The organism is Paenibacillus phocaeensis, from assembly GCF_900021165.1.
GTDB classification, from domain to species: domain Bacteria; phylum Bacillota; class Bacilli; order Paenibacillales; family Paenibacillaceae; genus Fontibacillus; species Fontibacillus phocaensis.
The window spans coordinates 329641-346862 of record NZ_FCOQ01000012.1; the positions used below are offsets into that span (position 1 = coordinate 329641).

Genomic DNA, 17222 nt, shown 5'->3' on the forward strand with positions numbered 1-17222 from the left:
CCCCGATTGAATCCCTGTCTTATTTCACAGTCCAGCTGTCGATTCTCCATTGCAGTACTTCATTAATGCGGTCTTCGTAAGCTTTGATATTGAGCTTGTGGATTTCTCCGACGTATTCATCCCACACCTTGTCGAACTCGGCCGGATTAGCCAAAATGGCCTTCGGCAAATATTTCGTAGACAGATCGTTTTGTTTGGTATTGACGATCTTCGCTTCGGAGCCTTCGACCAGGTCCACAGACCATGCCGGGTAGGCGATTTCGTTCTCCGGAGCTGGGGTGAAGAAGTCTACATAACTGTTGAAGCCGTAGGCTTCCAGGAATTTCTTATCGTATTCTTCGAGACCTGCCTTGTATTCTTCAGGCTGAGCAGCGGCATCCGTCGCATTGCCGTCGCTGAAGTAACCTTCCATTTTCGGACTGAATTTGTGAAGCGTATCGGCTTTATTCGCCAGCTTCCAAGTTGCATCCGTAAACAGGTCGCGTTGCTCCTGCGTTTTCATGAAGCGGCCTTCTTCGTTGACGATGTAGTCTTCGCCTTCGATGCCCCAGGACATGATCTTTTGCCAATCTTCCTGAATCAGGCGATCCCAGAATTGCAGGATTTTGATGGCTTTCTCTTCGCCGGCATTCACGCTGATCCCGAAGCCGTTGTTCAGATTCAGCGCCGGACGATCCAGGTAGTGGTCCGTGATGCTGGCATCGAAAACCAGCGGCAAGCCAACATAGGTTCTTTCATGTTTCTTCGCCGTAATCAGCACGTTCTCGGCGTCTTGGAAATTCCAGTGCTGGTCGAAAAATCCGAGTACTGACCCGCTGGAAATTTTCGCTTGATATTGGTCATAGTTCTGGGTGAACGTTTCCTTGTCGATCAATCCTTGAGCGTTCACCTCATTCAGCTTCTGATAATATCTCTTGGCATAATCCTTGTCCGCAAAGATTTCGGCCTTGCCGTCCTTGACGACAACGCCGCCGTCGTTCGGATGTCCGATCAAATGCTGAGGCGCATTGAACAGTCCCCAGTTTCTCCAGTCATAGTTCAAAATTTCAAAACCGATCGTAGGCTTGCCTTCGATGGTTGGGTTTTTCTCCTTGTACTTGGCGATCAGGTCAAAATATTCGTCAAGCGTTTTGACTTTGGGGTATCCCGCATCCTCCAGCACGGCTTTTTGGATCCAGAAGGCCGGACCCGAATACCAGGTCGAGCTGACTTCCCCGTTATAAGCCCCGTAGTTCGGCAGCGTATAAATATGGCCGTCGTTCGGGTCTTTCATCATGTTCCAGTATTTTTCGTAATGCTTTTTCAGGTTGGGTGCATACTTTTCGATGAGGTCTTCCAGCGGAATAAAGGCGCCGGCCGCCGTCAATTTCGTGTTGGCGGTCATAATGTCAGGATAATCGGAACCCGCAATCATTACGCCGAGCTTTTGGTTAATGTCCCCGGCGAGAAATTCGAATTTGAACGTTGCGCCAAGCTCATCCTTGATCTTCTTGTAGATCTTGTTGTCCGGTGTCGGCTGTTGGCCGGCTTCACCGATAAACGCTGTAATTTCGAACGGTTCAACCTTATCTCCGGCATTGTTTCCGGTTGTTGCTTGATTATCCGTGGTGTTGTTTTCGGCTTGGGTAGCGTTGTTATTGCCGCCGCATCCCGACAGGATGACGCTGAGCGATAACAGCAGGATCACGCTGAGCCGGAGTACTGATTTGGTCTTGCCCCCCATGTAAAGCACCTCCGCAATGATTTGTTGACGCCCGGGTCTATTTGAAAGCCCTTTCATCAACTTATCTTTTATTCTAAGAGTGCTACCAAGCCGTAACTAGTTCACAATTAAAGTTTTAACCTTCAAAATTTCAGTTCCTGTTTCTGTATTCGTTAGGCGACATTTGTAATCTCTTCTCAAAATGCTTGAGAAACTGTCCATAATTCGTGTAACCGACCCGTTCGGCCACCTCGCTGTTATTCAGGCTTCCGTCGCCAAGCAGCCGCACAGCTTCTTCAATGCGCAGATTATGGATCATTTCGTTAAAATGAACGCCGTTCTTCTTCTGCAGCAGCTGGCCCAAATAGACCGGATGGAGGTAAAACACCTCCGCCAGCTTCTTGATTGTCAAAGGCTCGCGGAAATGCTCCCGAATATAAGCGTTGATGTTCTGGACGACGCCCTGGGAACGTTGGGTTTTGTCTTCAAGGAGCAGGTCGATGCATGCCTGACCGAATGCATGGATAAGGTCCATTAAGTCCCGCAAAGCCGGTATGGCCGAGGCATTTCCGGGAATGTCGTATTTGCTCTGCAGCTCCGCAGCCTTGTCCGGCATTTCTTCCAGGTGCTCGATCATGAGGTAAGACAAGTGAATGACGAACTTACGCACGATGTCCGGCGCGAGGAAATGCTCCCGGAAATGGCGCTCCGCCCGGGACAACCCTTCCTGCAAACCGGATTTGTCCAGCAGTTGCAGCGCCCCGATGATTCGATCCGCCAGTTCCGTCTGGTCGTACTGACAGCGGAACGAGAGTCCCGCCACATTACGGTAAACGGTGATCCCGCCAGACTCATCCGCATAAAAATGGTGCTCCATGGCCGTCTGGGCTTGACTGTACGCTTCCGCAATTCCTTGCAGGCTCGCCGTCCCCTGGCCGGCGGCCGCCACCGCTCCGAGACGGCGGCACCGGCTCTCCCATTCACGAATCCGGGCAAGGCCGTCCGGGCCATCCTGTTCGGGGTTGAATCCGTAAACCAGGGCAAGGCTGCCAAAATCCAGATCGATCACATACATCGCTTCCCGTTCCCCGGCGTAAGCGGCGGTCAGCTCCCGCGCCTCCGCAAAGCTGTTGCTCTTCGGTTGAAGGAGACAGACATTCCACGCCTCCCGGAGATTCGAGAGGGCGGCGATTCGCTCCGTCTCCCAAGGAAGGCCTGACGTTTGGTTCATAAATCTCTTGAGCAGGTTAACCGCTTCCTCATAAGAGGCGATCCGATGGATACGCTGGCGCCCCTGTTCCTCCATCAACTCCTTATAGATCGCCCCCAGTTCTTCCGCGGCGATCTCCTCGTCGATCGGCTTCAGCAAGTACCGGGTGATGCCGAAGCGGAGCGCTTTTTGCGCGTATTGGAACTCACTGTAGCCGCTGACGATGACGAAGCTGACCTGCCGGGTATGCTGCTTCTGCCAAGCTTCAATCATCTCCAGACCATCCATCACCGGCATCCGCACATCCGTGACGACCAGATCGGGCTGGAGTTCATCCATCTTCTCCAGGGCCTCCGCACCGTTGCTGCTGGTTCCGCAAACCTCGAAGCCAAGCTCCTCCCAGTTGATCCACAGCTGCATTCCCTCCAGCGCCGCCGGCTCATCATCCACCAATAACACCTTGAATTTCATGGTTATTCCTCCCCGATTATCCCTTCTTGGTGTTGTAGCAGCTTGACCGGAATCTCGAAGGACACCTCCGTACCTTGTCCCGGCTTGCTGTTGATGTTGAATCGAACCTGATCGTTGTAGTACAGCTCGAACCGGCGATACACGTTGCGGATGCCGATGCTGTTCCCGGACGTATTCTCGCTTCGTACGGTGAGCAGCATTTCCCGCAGCTGTTCCGGTTCGATCCCCTTGCCGTTATCCGAAATGACGATGCTTAGCCGGCCGTCCTCCACACGGGCTTTCACGGTGACGAGCCCTGTGCCTTGAACCGCTTGGATTCCGTGCTTGCAGGCGTTCTCGACCAGCGGCTGGATGCTCATCTTCGGAATTTTATAGTGCAGCGCCGCCTCCTCGAGATCGAAGACATATTCGAATTTGTCCCGGAAGCGGAATTTTTCGATTTTCAAATACATGTCAATAAACCGAATTTCCTCCTCCAACGTGACCAGGTCCTCCTTCCAGCGCAGCAGCCGGCGCAGCAGCCCGGACAGGTTCTTAATGATGCCCGTCACATCGGAGTAATGATTTTTCGTACAGACGACCAGAATGGCGTTCAGCGTATTGAACAGAAAATGCGGATTCATCTGACTCTGCAGGAAATTCAGCTCCGCCCGCACCCGCTCGGCTTCAAGACTCTTCTGCTGGATTTCCAGCTTATACACGTTATTGATTAAGGCGTTGATTCGAGCGGTCATCATGTTGAAGTTGCGGATCAAGCCGCCGACTTCATCGCGGCCTTCATCGATGTTGATCAGATCGAACTTCTCGTTGGTGACTTTCTGCATGTGGCGGGATAACCGCTTCACCCGGGTGTGGTATGATCTCAGCATCACGTAGATAAAAAGCGACGTGAACAAGGTGATCGCGGCCGCCAACACTCCGACGAACAGCCGCATATCGTACATGGCTTTAGACACCCGCGTTCCCTGAGGAATGCCGATCAGCCGCCAACCTTTCACATATCTCGCATTGCCGATCGCTATGGACTCTACGCCCTTCTCCCGATCCTCGGCCGACAGGGCGAACTTGGGATAATCCCCGCTCGCGGCCTGCCGGTACCCGCTGTCCGCCGACACGATAATTTCGTCGTTCCCATTGACCAAATATAAGTCCAGGTAGTCTTGTTCCCGTACGATAACGTCGTAGATTTTACTAAGGTCGATATCAATCCGCAGCAGCTTGTCGAATGTATTGTAGGTATCGTAGTAATCCATCTTCTCGATCACGCTGAAATAAGGCCCAAGGTTGGCTTGATTATTCACTTGAGTGGCGCGGTACGCTGCGACGACTACGGGATCGGACGAACTTCTCCAGATCTTATACCATTCGCTGTTCCTCACCTCGTCGTCGATCAAATGATAATTGCCCCCGGGGATAATCGTCGGGTTGGCCGTGTAAATCCCGATTCGCAGAATCTGATTGTTCACCGGAATGTAGCTGGTCACCCGGTTGCGAAGCTGTTCATCGAAGGTCTCGTAGAAATCGAGCGGGTCGGAGTAAGTCTGATCCATCTTCTCGTACAGCGTCTTATCCGTGTTCAGCGCATGACTGATCGCCACTCCGCCATCGATGAAGTCGTGAATATCCTTCCGGGCACGCTCCATGGAAATCTCCAGGTTCTGCTCCTCGCGTTCTTTGATGAATTCGCTCATCCGCCCCATAAACATCAGGTTAAGGACCAGAATCGGCAGCAGCACGCCGATCAGGTAGATCAGCAAAAATTTTGTGTTCAGCGGAATATCGTTGATTTTCCCCCGGAATCTCCATCCTCTCATGCTTGCACCACCTATGGCATATTCAGCCGGCTTCCGCCCCGGCTCTCTTCCTTGGCAACTTCGTTGATGAACTCGGATTTGTAGGCCGAAGGCAACCTCCCGGTCGACTGTTTGAACTTGCTAATAAAATAATCCGTATTCGGATACCCCACCTGCAGCGCGATATCGGAGATTTTCATCGAGGTGCGCTTCAGCAGACGTTTGGCCTCCTCTATGCGCTTCTCGTTCAAATACTCGTTGAAGGCTTTGCCCGTTTCTTTCTTGAAGACCTGTCCTAAATAGGTCGGATTCATGTGGAACTTCTTGGCGAGGGTTTGCAGCTTCAGCTTGCTGCGGAATTCCTCATCAACGTACTGAATGACCTGGAAGATTGTGTTAGTTTCGTTCTGCCGACGCAATCCGGCCAGCAGCAGCGCGGCCTCCCGGCACAGCTTGTGGAGATAACGCTTTAGCGCCGGGTAATCGGCTAAACCTCCCGGATTCCCTTCGTTTGCCTGCAGGCGAACCATAAAGGCGTCGGCATCACCGCCCGCTTTCTTGATCTTGCGGCATAACATCAGCTCCATATTGGCAGCCAACGCCCGAATGGATTCTACGCCGGCCTGGCTGCTTGCGAGGGAGCTGAAGACCTCTTCCACCGCCGTACCCGCAACTCCGGGATCCCCTGCAAGTACGGCGCCCAGCAGCAGTTCCACCTTGCCCTTCAGCACATCCTCCGCACTCTGGGGCTGCGGGTGAAGACACGGCAAGAAGAAGCCGGTTCTCCCTTGCTCGCGCTTCGCCTTCACGGTTTCCAGCGTTTGCAGGTACAGTTCCCGAATGGAGCGAATGCCCTTCCCGGCGCTGCTAAGGGATATAACCACCGGCGGCTCGAGATCCGCCAGCCCGCTGCAAATCGCGAGTCCGATCTCTTCCAGCCGCGGCTGCGGCAATTCGTCCGTCCGAATGAGGATCCCGACCCGGCCCAAGCCAGCCAGGAACGAACGATCCGTCACCATCGCTTTCGCAAAAAAACGAAGCACCCGCTGCTTTAAATCCGGCGGATAAGGACCGGCGTCGATCAGCATACATCGCAGCTCCGGCTCGCCTTCGAGCTGAAGGGCGGCTGCGGCCTCCTGTTCCAACTGGGATCCTTCTTCTCCCTGGATCAATCGATTCAGAATGTTATTCTTAAACAACGAATGCTTGTGCGACGAGGAACGCTCCATTTCCCGTTCCTCGGCAATCGCTTGGCCGAGACGGTCCAGAATCGCCCCGAATTCGTCTTCATCAATCGGCTTCAGCAAATACTCGGCAACCCGCTGCCGCATCGCGGTAAGCGCGTAGTTGAAATCATCGTATCCGCTCAAAATCACAAACTTGGGCGGCTTCCCGAACAGCCGTTTGCTCCGTTCAATCAGCTCCAAACCGCTGATGACCGGCATGTGAATATCCGTCACGACCAGATCCGGCCGAAGCTCCTGCATTTTCGCCAACGCTTCAGGTCCGTCCAGCGCTTCGCCGCAGACTTGAAAGCCGTGCTTTTCCCAATCCACCATCGTGCGCAGCCCTTCCAGCACCCAAGGTTCGTCATCCACCAGAAGCACTTGCAGCATGAGCGCAATCCCTCCCCTTTATGCGAATCCTGTATCTATAAAGATGCCGAAACCCACCATGTAAGCGTAGTCATTTTTATGCTAGCACAATTTATCCTTTCGTGGTAACTTAATTTACTCAACAAACAAAGGCAGTCCAGAGCGTTAAGCTCTGAACTGCCTTTGCGTCCCCCGTCAAGGGTGTTCTTGATCCTCCTCTATTGCTGCCTGCCCGCAAATCCGTGAACTCCAAGGCTTATCTGGGGCGCTCCAATTCGAAGATCTCCCCCAGCCGGGCATAGCTGTTCCCTGCCAGACGGCTGATCGGCTGCCATCCGCGGGGATCGATCCGCCCGAATTCGTAGATCGCCTCGTCGATGTGAAACCGAACCACCCGGCCGATCAACAGATCGACCGCCGGGTTCTGCCCCGATCCGCCTAAAGGGAGGGAATGTTCCAGCAGGCACTCCATCCGAATTTTGGCCTCGGCGATCCCCGGGACCGCAATCGCTTCGCTGGCGACAGGCGTGAGTCCCGCCGCCTGTACCTCGCTCTCCTCCGGAGGGAGCGGCGCCGCCGTCACGTTCAATTCACGGACGTACCCCTCATCGGCGATATGGACAACAAAGGCACCTGCTGCCGCCGCGTTCCGGGCCGTATCCTTCGGCACTCCGGATTTCCGCTGCACCGCAATCGACACCATCGGCGGATCGGCGGTCACAATGTTGAAGTAACTGAACGGTGCCGCATTCAGCACGCCTTCCGGCGACAGTGTCGTCACCAACGCGATGGGCCGAGGAATGATGCTGCCGATCAGCAGCTTATAATTGTCCCTTTCGGTTTGGTGCTCCGGATGAATCGAGATCATGGCGTTGAACCTCCCTCGTCTGCTTTAATGCTCCAGCAGATGGTCGCGAAACCACGCTGCCGCGGCCTGCACTTCGGTTTCGGTCAATTGATGACCATAGGGCTCCCAATGCACATGTACCTGTGCTCCGGCGCCTGCGAGCAGCCCCTCCAGCTCCTCGGTTTCTTCCGGCTTGCACATCGCGTCATTCCGGCCCGCTCCGATAAAGACGGGAATTCCCGTCAGCTCCGGCAGCGTGACACCGCGCCGCGGCACCATCGGGTGGTGCAGGATCGCTCCGCTCAGCGCGCCGGCATGGTGGAACAGCAGGCTTGCCGCGATGTTCGCTCCATTGGAGTAACCCACCGCGACGACGCGCCCCCGGTCGAAGCTGTATTGGGCGGACGCTTCATCCAGGAAATCGCGGAGCTCCTTCGTGCGCAGCACCAGGTCTTCTTCATCGAACACCCCCATGGCCAACCGCCGGAAGAAGCGCGGCATTCCGTTCTCCAGCACGTTGCCCCGAACGCTTAAGACGGCCGAATTCGGGGAGATCCTCTCGGCGAGCGGCAGCAAATCCTGTTCTGTGCCGCCGGTGCCGTGGAGCAGAAGCAGCGTTGGAGCCGCTGCTTCGCCGCTTGTCAAACCCGGCTTGAAGATATGCTTCATCCCTCCAGATCCTCCTTCAGCACCCGGACCTCAAACGGGGTCAGGTTTTGTTCGATCGCTTCGCGGTGCGGCTCATACCAGGCCGGAAGCATCAGCTTCTCGCCCAAGTGCTCCGGCGACTCGTCATTGGCGAACCCCGGCGGATTCGTGGCAATCTCGAACAGGATGCCGCCCTCTTCCCGGAAGTAGACCGCGTGGAAATACTGCCGGTCGACGATTTGCGTCGGGTGGTAACCGTGTTCAGCCACCCGGGTTCTCCATTCCTCATGTTCCGCGAAATCCCGAGCTCTCCAGGCGATGTGATGCACCGTCCCCGCCCCGCCTGCGCCGTATTCCATCGGTTTGACGTTCACGTCGATCACGTCCCCGAGCTCTCCCTCGGCTTTGAAGCGGGCGTATTCGCCGTTCTCGCCGAGCTTCTGCAAGCCCATGACGGTTTCGAGCAATGCGGCGGTTTTCTCCGGGGCCACGCTGTAGAGAACAGCGCCGCCGAAGCCTTTGATCGCCTTATCGGCCGGAACGCCGCCAAACGACCAGGCGCTTTGCGGGCCGGCCTCGCGTTCCACCAGCTCGAGCTGCAGTCCGTCCTTGTCGCGGAAATGCAGGTACGCTTCGCCGAACCGGCTCGCCTCCGTGGTGGAGATGCCGAATCGATGCAGGCGCTCCCGCCAGAAGCCCAGGGCGCCGACCGGAACGGCGAAGGTGGTAATTCCCACCTGCCCCGCGCCAACCCGGCCGCGGCGTGCCCCCGGTGTCGGGAAGAAGGTGATGATCGTGCCCGGATTCCCGTCTTCGTCGCCGAAGTACAGATGATAAACTTCCGGGGCATCGAAGTTGATGGTCTTTTTGACCAACCGGAGGCCAAGCACCCCGGCATAGAAGTCGACGTTAGCCTGCGGATCCGTAGCAAATGCGGTGATATGATGAATTCCTGAAGTTGGATGTACCATGTATAGCTCCTCCTTATGATTTGGGGATAAACTCAGAAACGGTTGTAGCTGACGAACTCGCCGACGGGCTTGCGGTAGCCGCGCGGACGGAAGCTTGACGTGTCCTCCTTGCCGATCGCAATCAGCATCACCGGCTCGTAGTTATCCGGGACGTTCAGCAGCCGGCGCATGGCCTCCGGATCGAACCCGATCATCGGGCAGGTGTCCCAGCCGCGGTCCTTCGCGATAAGCATCATCTGCATGGCAGAGAGACTGGCGCTGCGTATCGCCTCCTCCCGCATGAACGCCTCCCCCCGGCTCTCATAGAAACCGAGGGTGTCGGACACAAGCTGGTCGTATTCCTGCTTGCTAAGCACACCTAGGTTCAGCAGCCCTTCGTTCATCGCCCCGGCATCCTTATGGGCATCCCGTTTCCCCAGCACGAGGATCACGGCCGAAGCAGTGCGAACTTTGTATTGCTTGGATGCGGCTTCGTATACTTGCTCCTTCACTTCGGGGTCCTTGACCACCACATAGTGGGTATGCTGCAAGTTAAACGCGGAAGGCGCAAATTTCGTAAGATTGAAGATTTCCTCCAGTTCCTTGTCTTGGATTTCCACACCGGGAATAAATTTATTCGCCGAACGGCGCGATTTAACGATCGCAGTAAAATCATGTTCATTCGAGTTCATAGTTAGGGGTTCCTCCCAAATTAGAAATTTCGTTCTCTTCAAAGCGGAGATTACAGCACGGCGTCGAGAGAATAAGCTCCCGCACCGGACAAGATCAATCCAACCGCGACGGCGATCAGCAGCAGGTTGTATTCATAACCGCCCGCAGTGGACCAGAACCCGTTCTTAGCGTGAACGGAAGCGATCGCCACGATCATCGTCAGGATCAATAACGCCGCTCCAACCGGGGTAAACAGCCCCGCCGCCACCAGCAATCCGCCGCCAAATTCGGCAAGCCCCGCCAATACGGCCATCGCCACCCCCGGCTTAATACCGAGCGACTCAAGCCATCCCCCGGTTCCTTTAGGGCCGTAGCCGCCAAACCAGCCGAACAGCTTCTGCGCGCCATGCGCCATCATCGTGATTCCCAACACCAAACGGATGATTAATAAGGCCAATGCCAATGTCATAAGGAGGTCTCCTTTTATTTAAAATATGTTAGGAGGTACGCTCAAGGCGAACCTGTGATTTTTTCTAAATATAAAGTATCTCTATATTAAGATATTAGGGCTGAAAAGACGTCCGCTGACGTCCTTCCCGCCGCCGATCGAAGTTTCATTAGGATCTTCCAGCCAAACGCTTCCTTCTTCCCCCTGAAACCTTGCTTCTACTTGAAGCCTTCCTGCGCCGATTTCCCCAGCTTCTTCAGCAGCATGGCAGCGATCTCCTTCTCTTCCGGCGACAGTCCGCTGACCGCCTCCTCGATGAGACGGGTATGCTCCGGGAACACCTCTTCAATGAACTTGCGCCCTTGCTCGGTAATTTCCGCGTAGACCAACCGCCGATCCTCTTGGCAATCCTGACGGGTTACATACCCTTTCTTCTCCAGCTTATCCACGACATACGTAATGTTGCCGCTGCTCATCAGCACCTTGCTGCCAATTTGCTGAATCGGCTGTCTGCCCTTATGATAGAGCAGGTCCAGCACACCGAATTCGGTCCGGGTTAATCCGTGCTGCCGGATGCCCCTGTCGCTGTGCGCATGCACCCACTCACTGGCTCGGGACAATACGACAAACAGGTGTAACGCGTCATTCTTCGCTCGTTCCGTCATGTGGACTTCACCTCCCTGTCTTCTCTAAATGTATCGTGTAGGGTAACCCCAACGGGACTTCGTAATTCTCAATTTGTTTTATCTTGATTTTAAGATATATGATATCGAGATAAATGTCAACCCCGTCTCTGCAAAAAATAACGGCCCCCGGGGAAAAATAACCGGGAGACCGTTCGTTTGAGGTTTTGAGAACGTTCGTTTTCGCTTCACCCTCGCGCGAAGCTATTTCCTGCCCCGCGCCGACGCGCTGGTTCGCACGTTCGCGAGCACGTTAACCGCAAAGACAACCACGCTGATGACGACAAGCGTGCCGCCGATCGCCACCAAGGGCTCCAGCTGTTCGGAGCCGTTCAGCACCAGCGCTAAACTGATCATCATGACCGGCAATCCGATGGAATACGTCCAGAACTGGATTTTGCTGAGCAGGCTCTCCCCTGCCCCGGGAAACAACACATAAATCACGCCGGCCAGTGCAAACGAAGCCCAGCCGAGCAAATTCACATGGGTGTGGACGCCCGCTAATGTATAATCATGTTGCATGGACATGTACATGCCTAGCAATACCCCGATAACAAAATAAACAACCGAAACCTTAAGATAGGTGATCCCCAAACCGATCGCTCCCCCCATTGTGAACAAGTTATCCTTACATGTTCAAAATATGTCACAATGATGGGGAATATTCGAGGTGCTTCTATTTCCACTCCTCCGGCAGAAGCCTTGCGTAATGCGGCTGAAGGTAGCGGTCATCGATCAGGGCGAGCCGGCCGTGATCGGTCTCCGAGCGAATCAGGCGTCCGCCGGCCTGCAGCACTTTGTTCATGCCGGGGAATACGTAGGCATAATCGAAGCCGTTTCGCCCGGACGCCTGGAAGTAATCGCGGATCAGGTTGCGCTCCGGGCCTATCTGCGGCAGGCCGACCCCCACAATCGCCACTCCTGTTAACCGGTCGCCGACCAGATCGATCCCCTCCGAGAACAGGCCGCCCATCACGGCAAAAGCGATAAAGGTTCGGCCCGGAGCAGGGTCAGGCACAAAAGCGGCCAAAAACCGCTCCCGATCCTCCTCGGTCATTCCGGATTGCTGCAGCCGCAGCTCCGTGCCTTCCCCGGCGGCCGCAGCAAAGTCCTCGTAGATCATGTTCATATAAGCATAAGAAGGAAAGAAGAACAGGTAATTCCCCGGACGGCCGCGGGTCACCTCCTGTAAAGCTCGAACCAGCGGCCCGCGCGTCTGCTCCCGATCCTGATACCTGGTGGACAGCGGCAGAACGACTACCTCCAGCTGATCCCGGGAAAAGGGGGAGGGGAGCGATATCGTATAATCGTCCGGGCCCGCCCCCAACATATCGCGGTAGTAGCCCATCGGCGACAAGGTCGCGGAGAAATAAATCCGCGCGCGAAATCCCTTGCTCATCTCCCGCAGCAAATGAGAGGGATCCAGGCAAAACAGCTTGATCCGCACATCCTCCCGGGTGACCTCCGTATAAGTCACGAACCGCTCATCGTACAGGTTGCCGATCCGGGTGAAATGCAGGGCGTCGAAATAAGTCTGGAGCAGCAGCTCCCGCGCGTCTGCTTCCGGGCTCCCGGAACCGCCCGTTTCCCCGGCGGAGGATGGGGACGGTTCGATCGCCAGTTCCCTTTCCGCCGCCTCGGCGAAAGCCTCCACCTGCTGGAGCAGCCGCTCCGGTGCGGCGGAATCGACTCGAAGCGGACCTTCCGCCTGCTTCCGCAGCTCGATCAACAAGGCGTTCACCGCCTTGGCCGCCTTCGCAACGGAGGGATTCGTCTGCTTATACGCTCGCTGCAGCGACAGATAGCCGGACTTCCGCAGCTCGGCGGAGTACATCTCCCGGGCCCGGTCGACCAGGTTATGCGCCTCGTCGATCAACAACGCGGTTTCCTTCTTCTGTTCCGCGAACATGCGCTGTAAGAGCACTTTGGGATCAAACACATAATTGTAGTCGCAAATCGTGACATCGGCGACATACGACAGGTCCAGCGAGAATTCAAACGGGCACACCTGATGCTTCCTTGCATACGCCTCGATCACCGGCCTTGAGAGCTGCGTCTCCGTCGTTAGGATATCCAGGACCGCCCCATTGATCCGGTCGAAGTACCCGTCGGCATACTTGCAGTCTTCCTTGGTACAGCGGACTTCCTCGCGGAAGCAGATTTTCTCCTTGGCGGTCAACGTCACTACACGCGCTTGCAGCCCTCGGGAGTCCATCAGAGCGAAGGCATTCTCCGCCGCAGTCCGAGTGATCGTCTTGGCCGTGAGGTAGTAGAGCTGATTCAGCTTGCCTTCGCCCATCGCCTTCAGCGCCGGAAAGGTCGTGGAGATCGTCTTGCCGATGCCGGTTGGCGCCTGGGCAAACAGCCCAACCGCTTCTTCAATCGTCTTGTATACCGCGCCCGCCAGCTTCCGCTGCCCGCTGCGGTAGCCGGGGAAAGGGAACGCCAGCTCCGCGATGCTCCGGTTCCGCTCGCGCCGATGATCGCGCAGCAGCCTGGCATAAGGAGCATATTGTCTGACGACCTCATGGACGAACGCCTCGAGCTCATTCAGCCCGGCCCGCTTCCGAAATTGCTTGCGCTCTCCTGTATCGAGCTGCACGTAAGTCAGCTGAATCCCCATCTCCTTCTGCCCGTTGGCCTTGGCATACATATAGGCGTAGCAGTTTGCTTGTGCCCAGTGAACCGGATAAGAGTCCTCCTCAATCGCGGCCAGATCACCGGCCGTTGATTTGATCTCGTCGATCATCCAACCGTCTTCGCCCGTGAGCAGCCCGTCGCAGCGCCCGTCCACGACGAAGAGGAGATCCCCGCAGGGAATCTCCGCCTTCAAATACACTTCCTTCTGATCGCCTTCGCCGTATTGCTTCTGCACCTGCTGATGCGCCTTCGTGCCCTCCGTCAACGACACCGCCGTGCGAAAGCCGCTGCTCTCCAGGCTGCCGCTGCGGAAGACATACTCCACCAGGGGGCGTACCGCGATGTGAATCTGGGACTGATTTGTTATCACGCTGCTTGTCACCCGCCGCTACTCTTTAAGAACATTTGTTCCATAAGTATATCATGACGCGGCGGGGATCGCCATGCTTAGCGGCGGACGTGCAACGCCCGGAATTCATCTTCGAGCAGGCTCATCAGAATGGAATCATGGTATTTATGGTCATAGAACAACGCTTCCCGCTGCACGCCTTCCCGCTTGAACCCCAGCTTCTCGTAGACATGCATCGCCCGCTCGTTATAGTCGAATACATTCAGCTCGATGCGGTGAAGCCCCAGCACGCCGAAGCCGTAATCCAGCATCAGCTTCATCGCTTCGCTGCCGTACCCTTTTCCGGTGTCGGCCGTCTGGCTGATCGCAATACGGATGTTGGCGCAGCGGTTGCTCGGATCGATATCCTGCAGAGCGATGTCCCCGATCGGCCGATCATCGTCCCGACGCACGATGGCCAGCAATACGCTGGAGTCGTCTTGACCTTTCCGCTCCAGGAAAGCCGAGATGAAGTCCTTGGTGAAATGGCGCTTCGTCCCCGTCCACCTTCTCAATTCCGGCTCATGCAAGAATTGAAAATACCAGTCGGCATCCTCCACATTCATGGGGCGCAAATACACCTTATCCCCCATAAGAAAGCCTGCGTAACTCATGGTAATATCCCCCTTCTCATCTCTTCATAGATTCTCATTCTTGCCGCAGCAGTTCATGCTCGGCTTCGGCGGCATCGCCATGGAACGGATCGACGAAGGCGTAGCCCGGCTGCATCAGACCTGGCTGACTAGCTTGCTCTGATCGCCTCGCTTGTCCGGTTATTGGTCGACCTGAATGCCGTAATCTTTTTTCAAATCGCGATGGATTCGCCGAAAATCGGCCGGGGTCAACTCGTTTAACCGCTTGTGCCCCTGCTTCCATTCGCGGCCAAGCAGAATACCGATCGTTTCCCCGGCCAGCGCGGTGGTGGGAATGATGCGGGCACTCCCGTAGGCCTTGATCTTCGCACCGACATTTTTGCCGGCGACCAGCACGTTGTCATACGACTTCAGCTCGAAGGAGCGAAGCGGAATTCCGTATCGGTCGGGCTTGCCGTAGCCGATCCCCTTCTTCACGACGCGGGTGGCTTGCAGATCGATGGGATAGCCCCCAATCGTCACGTTGTCCCAGAACATGCGGCCCGACATCACATCCTGATCATTCAACACATACTCCGTTTCATAACGGTTATAGTCGCGAATGTACAAATAATCGGGATCCCCGTTCAGCTCCGCCTTGCCGAAGCCGGGAATATGCTTGCGCAAATACTTGGCGATATAAGGCGCTTCCGCTTTCGCTTTCGCCACGGCGGAACGGATCGATTGCGGATCGGCCGGGTTGACATCGTAAACAAGCAAGCTGTTGATCATCACTTCGCCGTCCTTCTGGTAAGTCGCATTGAGGCCTCTCAGCATCAGTTGAGCATCCCGCGGCTTGTAATTGTACGTCAGGTTGCTGAATCCGGTGGCGAAGTCCCAATCCACATAAGTGTTGGCGCCGTATTTCTTCACGACGTTCTTCAGCGGATAATCCTTCAACACCGCTTGATGCAGCTGGCTCCAGTTCACGCCTTTGAACCGCAGCATATAGGTCGCCGCCATGTAGTCGGGTTTCTTGCCGTTGTATAGGCTCTCCATGCCCGGGATGCGTTTGTTGCCGAGGTGGGCGGTGAGCGCATTAAAATCGGTATTTTCCACAAAATACCCCGCCTGCACCTGATACAGCTTGCCGTCTCTGGCCAGGTAGGTCAAGGATTTCAGCGTCTTCCCCTTAGCCTTTCCGACGGTCTCTTCGATCTCCACCCCGTCGACGGTTATGCCGCTGCGCAGGGGAATCTCCCGGATTAGCTTGCGGTAGTAGCCTTCAAAGGCCGGCAACTTGCGAATGGTTCCCGCCTTGTAGCCGTCGTAAAGGTGCTTTAATTCGCCTTGCACCAAGCTGCGCTTGCGGTTATCGTTAGGCTCGTCCAGCACGAGCATCTGCCCCTGGATCAGCTCCCCGCCCGGCTTCTCGCGCGGATCAAGGATCAGCACGCTGAGCCCGGCCTCATGCGCTCTCTTCGCCAAGAGCACCCCTTCAATTTCGCTGCCGATCATAACAACGTCATATCGGGCGCAGCCCGGTCCGCAAGATGCGGGTGAAGCGGTCGCAGCAGAAGCTGCGGCGGGATTGCTGACCGATCCGAGCAACAGGAACACGGACAGGAATGCGAAGAACCCGCGATTCGCTAAAGTCTGTTTGATCTTGAAAATCGTCGTCATAAGTTCTGGATAACGCTCCTCGTTATGGGATACAATGACATCTTATCTCCCGCGGACGTTTCGTATCCAGTAAATATATGGCATATTATGGAGTTTCCTGTTGGTTCGTGTTGTTGTCGTGCAGCAGGCGGGATACGCGCAGCAGCCTGGATGGATCGAGAGGAGCACGCCCGTCCCCGCCCGCTCGTACGGCGGAGCCGAAATGCACCTCGGTAACGCCGGTCTCGGCGACGAATGCGGAGAGGGTCTCCAGCGTCAAGCCGTGTCCGGCCAAAATGCGCAGCGAACTGCCGCCGGCCAGCTGGACCAGCTCCCGGATCTCGGCAACCGCCTGCGGTGCCGGGCGCGGTCCGCCCGAAGTCAGCACCCGGTTCACCTGCGGGTACCGCATGAGCGTACGCAAACCGGACGGCAGGTCGGCCAGTTCATCAAACGCGCGGTGAAACGTTACGTTTAACCCGCCGGACAACGCCAGGATTCGTTCCAGCGCCACCTCATCGATCTTACGCTCAGGCGTTAGCGCGCCGAATACGATACCCGCCGCTCCTGCATCGGCGATGGCCCGAACCTCTGCCTCCATTGTCAATACATCCGCTTCCCCATACACAAAAGAACGGCTATGCGGACGCACCATCACGTGAACGGGAAGGCGCACCGCCTTCACTACTTGTTGGACCATCCCTATGCCGGGGGTTAGCCCGCCTTCCGTGATCGCAGTGATCAGTTCCAGCCGATCCGCCCCGTTCGCCTCCGCGACGATGGCGTCTTCCACACAAGTTGCAATGACCTCCAAGAACATCTCTTGTCCTCCCTCCAAACTGCCGATTCTATTACTCTAGTTGTATCCCAGGATCAGGTCCTGATGCAAATATGTAAATGTCCCATTTCCGAGCGCGAAAAAGGACCTGGAGCATTTCCCC

Annotated in this window: 15 protein-coding genes; all 15 read right to left on the reverse strand. The window is 55.9% G+C overall.

Annotated elements, in window-relative coordinates:
- Positions 1-19: 19 nt before the first annotated feature.
- A complete protein-coding gene (locus BN3795_RS06975) occupies positions 20-1723 on the reverse strand; it encodes a type 2 periplasmic-binding domain-containing protein (RefSeq protein WP_068783972.1) in 1704 nt (567 codons plus the stop codon).
- Between the two features lie 130 nt (positions 1724-1853).
- Positions 1854-3383 (reverse strand): response regulator transcription factor, encoded by a 1530-nt coding sequence (locus BN3795_RS06980; RefSeq protein WP_068783973.1) that lies wholly within the window; start codon positions 3381-3383, stop codon positions 1854-1856.
- Between the two features lie 2 nt (positions 3384-3385).
- Positions 3386-5197, reverse strand: coding sequence for a sensor histidine kinase (locus BN3795_RS06985; protein ID WP_068783974.1), 1812 nt, complete (start codon positions 5195-5197; stop codon positions 3386-3388).
- Positions 5198-5208: 11 nt separating this feature from the next.
- The gene (locus BN3795_RS06990; protein WP_068783975.1) at positions 5209-6792 is read right to left on the reverse strand and encodes a response regulator transcription factor; all 1584 of its coding nucleotides are present in this window, start codon (positions 6790-6792) and stop codon (positions 5209-5211) included.
- Between the two features lie 235 nt (positions 6793-7027).
- Positions 7028-7639, reverse strand: coding sequence for a flavin reductase family protein (locus BN3795_RS06995; RefSeq protein ID WP_068783976.1), 612 nt, complete (start codon positions 7637-7639; stop codon positions 7028-7030).
- 24 nt (positions 7640-7663) lie between these two features.
- Complete coding sequence (locus BN3795_RS07000) at positions 7664-8287, reverse strand: alpha/beta hydrolase (RefSeq protein ID WP_068783977.1); 624 nt, start codon at positions 8285-8287, stop codon at positions 7664-7666.
- Entirely contained in the window at positions 8284-9237 is a 954-nt protein-coding gene (locus tag BN3795_RS07005) for a ring-cleaving dioxygenase (protein WP_068783978.1), read from the reverse strand. The genes BN3795_RS07000 and BN3795_RS07005 overlap by 4 nt, the downstream gene beginning before the upstream one ends.
- A gap of 32 nt (positions 9238-9269) precedes the next feature.
- Positions 9270-9908 carry a nitroreductase family protein gene (locus BN3795_RS07010; protein WP_068783979.1) on the reverse strand — a complete coding sequence of 213 codons (639 nt, stop codon included), beginning with the start codon at positions 9906-9908 and terminating at the stop codon, positions 9270-9272.
- 50 nt (positions 9909-9958) lie between these two features.
- Complete coding sequence (locus BN3795_RS07015; RefSeq protein ID WP_068783980.1) at positions 9959-10357, reverse strand: DoxX family protein; 399 nt, start codon at positions 10355-10357, stop codon at positions 9959-9961.
- A gap of 197 nt (positions 10358-10554) precedes the next feature.
- The gene (locus BN3795_RS07020) at positions 10555-11001 is read right to left on the reverse strand and encodes a MarR family winged helix-turn-helix transcriptional regulator (RefSeq protein WP_068783981.1); all 447 of its coding nucleotides are present in this window, start codon (positions 10999-11001) and stop codon (positions 10555-10557) included.
- Between the two features lie 222 nt (positions 11002-11223).
- Positions 11224-11631: a cbb3-type cytochrome c oxidase subunit I gene (locus BN3795_RS07025; protein ID WP_232729864.1), complete on the reverse strand. Its 408-nt coding sequence runs from the start codon at positions 11629-11631 to the stop codon at positions 11224-11226.
- A 64-nt stretch (positions 11632-11695) separates the two neighbouring features.
- Entirely contained in the window at positions 11696-14029 is a 2334-nt protein-coding gene (locus BN3795_RS07030) for an ATP-dependent DNA helicase (RefSeq protein ID WP_232729865.1), read from the reverse strand.
- Between the two features lie 77 nt (positions 14030-14106).
- Positions 14107-14661 (reverse strand): GNAT family N-acetyltransferase, encoded by a 555-nt coding sequence (locus BN3795_RS07035; RefSeq protein ID WP_068783982.1) that lies wholly within the window; start codon positions 14659-14661, stop codon positions 14107-14109.
- 159 nt (positions 14662-14820) lie between these two features.
- On the reverse strand, positions 14821-16302 hold the full coding sequence (locus tag BN3795_RS07040) for an FAD-dependent oxidoreductase (protein ID WP_068783983.1): 1482 nt from the start codon (positions 16300-16302) through the stop codon (positions 14821-14823).
- An 85-nt stretch (positions 16303-16387) separates the two neighbouring features.
- Positions 16388-17101, reverse strand: coding sequence for a copper homeostasis protein CutC (locus tag BN3795_RS07045; protein ID WP_068783984.1), 714 nt, complete (start codon positions 17099-17101; stop codon positions 16388-16390).
- Between the last annotated feature and the right edge of the window lie 121 nt (positions 17102-17222).

Bases quoted from the DNA above. Each gene is read 5' to 3' on its own strand.
- BN3795_RS06975 (WP_068783972.1), bottom strand. From the start codon at position 1,723: ATGGGGGGCAAGACCAAATCAGTACTCCGGCTCAGCGTGATCCTGCTG.
- BN3795_RS06980 (WP_068783973.1), bottom strand. From the start codon at position 3,383: ATGAAATTCAAGGTGTTATTGGTGGATGATGAGCCGGCGGCGCTGGAG.
- BN3795_RS06985 (WP_068783974.1), bottom strand. From the start codon at position 5,197: ATGAGAGGATGGAGATTCCGGGGGAAAATCAACGATATTCCGCTGAAC.
- BN3795_RS06990 (WP_068783975.1), bottom strand. From the start codon at position 6,792: ATGCTGCAAGTGCTTCTGGTGGATGACGAACCTTGGGTGCTGGAAGGG.
- BN3795_RS06995 (WP_068783976.1), bottom strand. From the start codon at position 7,639: ATGATCTCGATTCATCCGGAGCACCAAACCGAAAGGGACAATTATAAG.
- BN3795_RS07000 (WP_068783977.1), bottom strand. From the start codon at position 8,287: ATGAAGCATATCTTCAAGCCGGGTTTGACAAGCGGCGAAGCAGCGGCT.
- BN3795_RS07005 (WP_068783978.1), bottom strand. From the start codon at position 9,237: ATGGTACATCCAACTTCAGGAATTCATCATATCACCGCATTTGCTACG.
- BN3795_RS07010 (WP_068783979.1), bottom strand. From the start codon at position 9,908: ATGAACTCGAATGAACATGATTTTACTGCGATCGTTAAATCGCGCCGT.
- BN3795_RS07015 (WP_068783980.1), bottom strand. From the start codon at position 10,357: ATGACATTGGCATTGGCCTTATTAATCATCCGTTTGGTGTTGGGAATC.
- BN3795_RS07020 (WP_068783981.1), bottom strand. From the start codon at position 11,001: ATGACGGAACGAGCGAAGAATGACGCGTTACACCTGTTTGTCGTATTG.
- BN3795_RS07025 (WP_232729864.1), bottom strand. From the start codon at position 11,631: ATGGGGGGAGCGATCGGTTTGGGGATCACCTATCTTAAGGTTTCGGTT.
- BN3795_RS07035 (WP_068783982.1), bottom strand. From the start codon at position 14,661: ATGAGTTACGCAGGCTTTCTTATGGGGGATAAGGTGTATTTGCGCCCC.
- BN3795_RS07040 (WP_068783983.1), bottom strand. From the start codon at position 16,302: ATGACGACGATTTTCAAGATCAAACAGACTTTAGCGAATCGCGGGTTC.
- BN3795_RS07045 (WP_068783984.1), bottom strand. From the start codon at position 17,101: ATGTTCTTGGAGGTCATTGCAACTTGTGTGGAAGACGCCATCGTCGCG.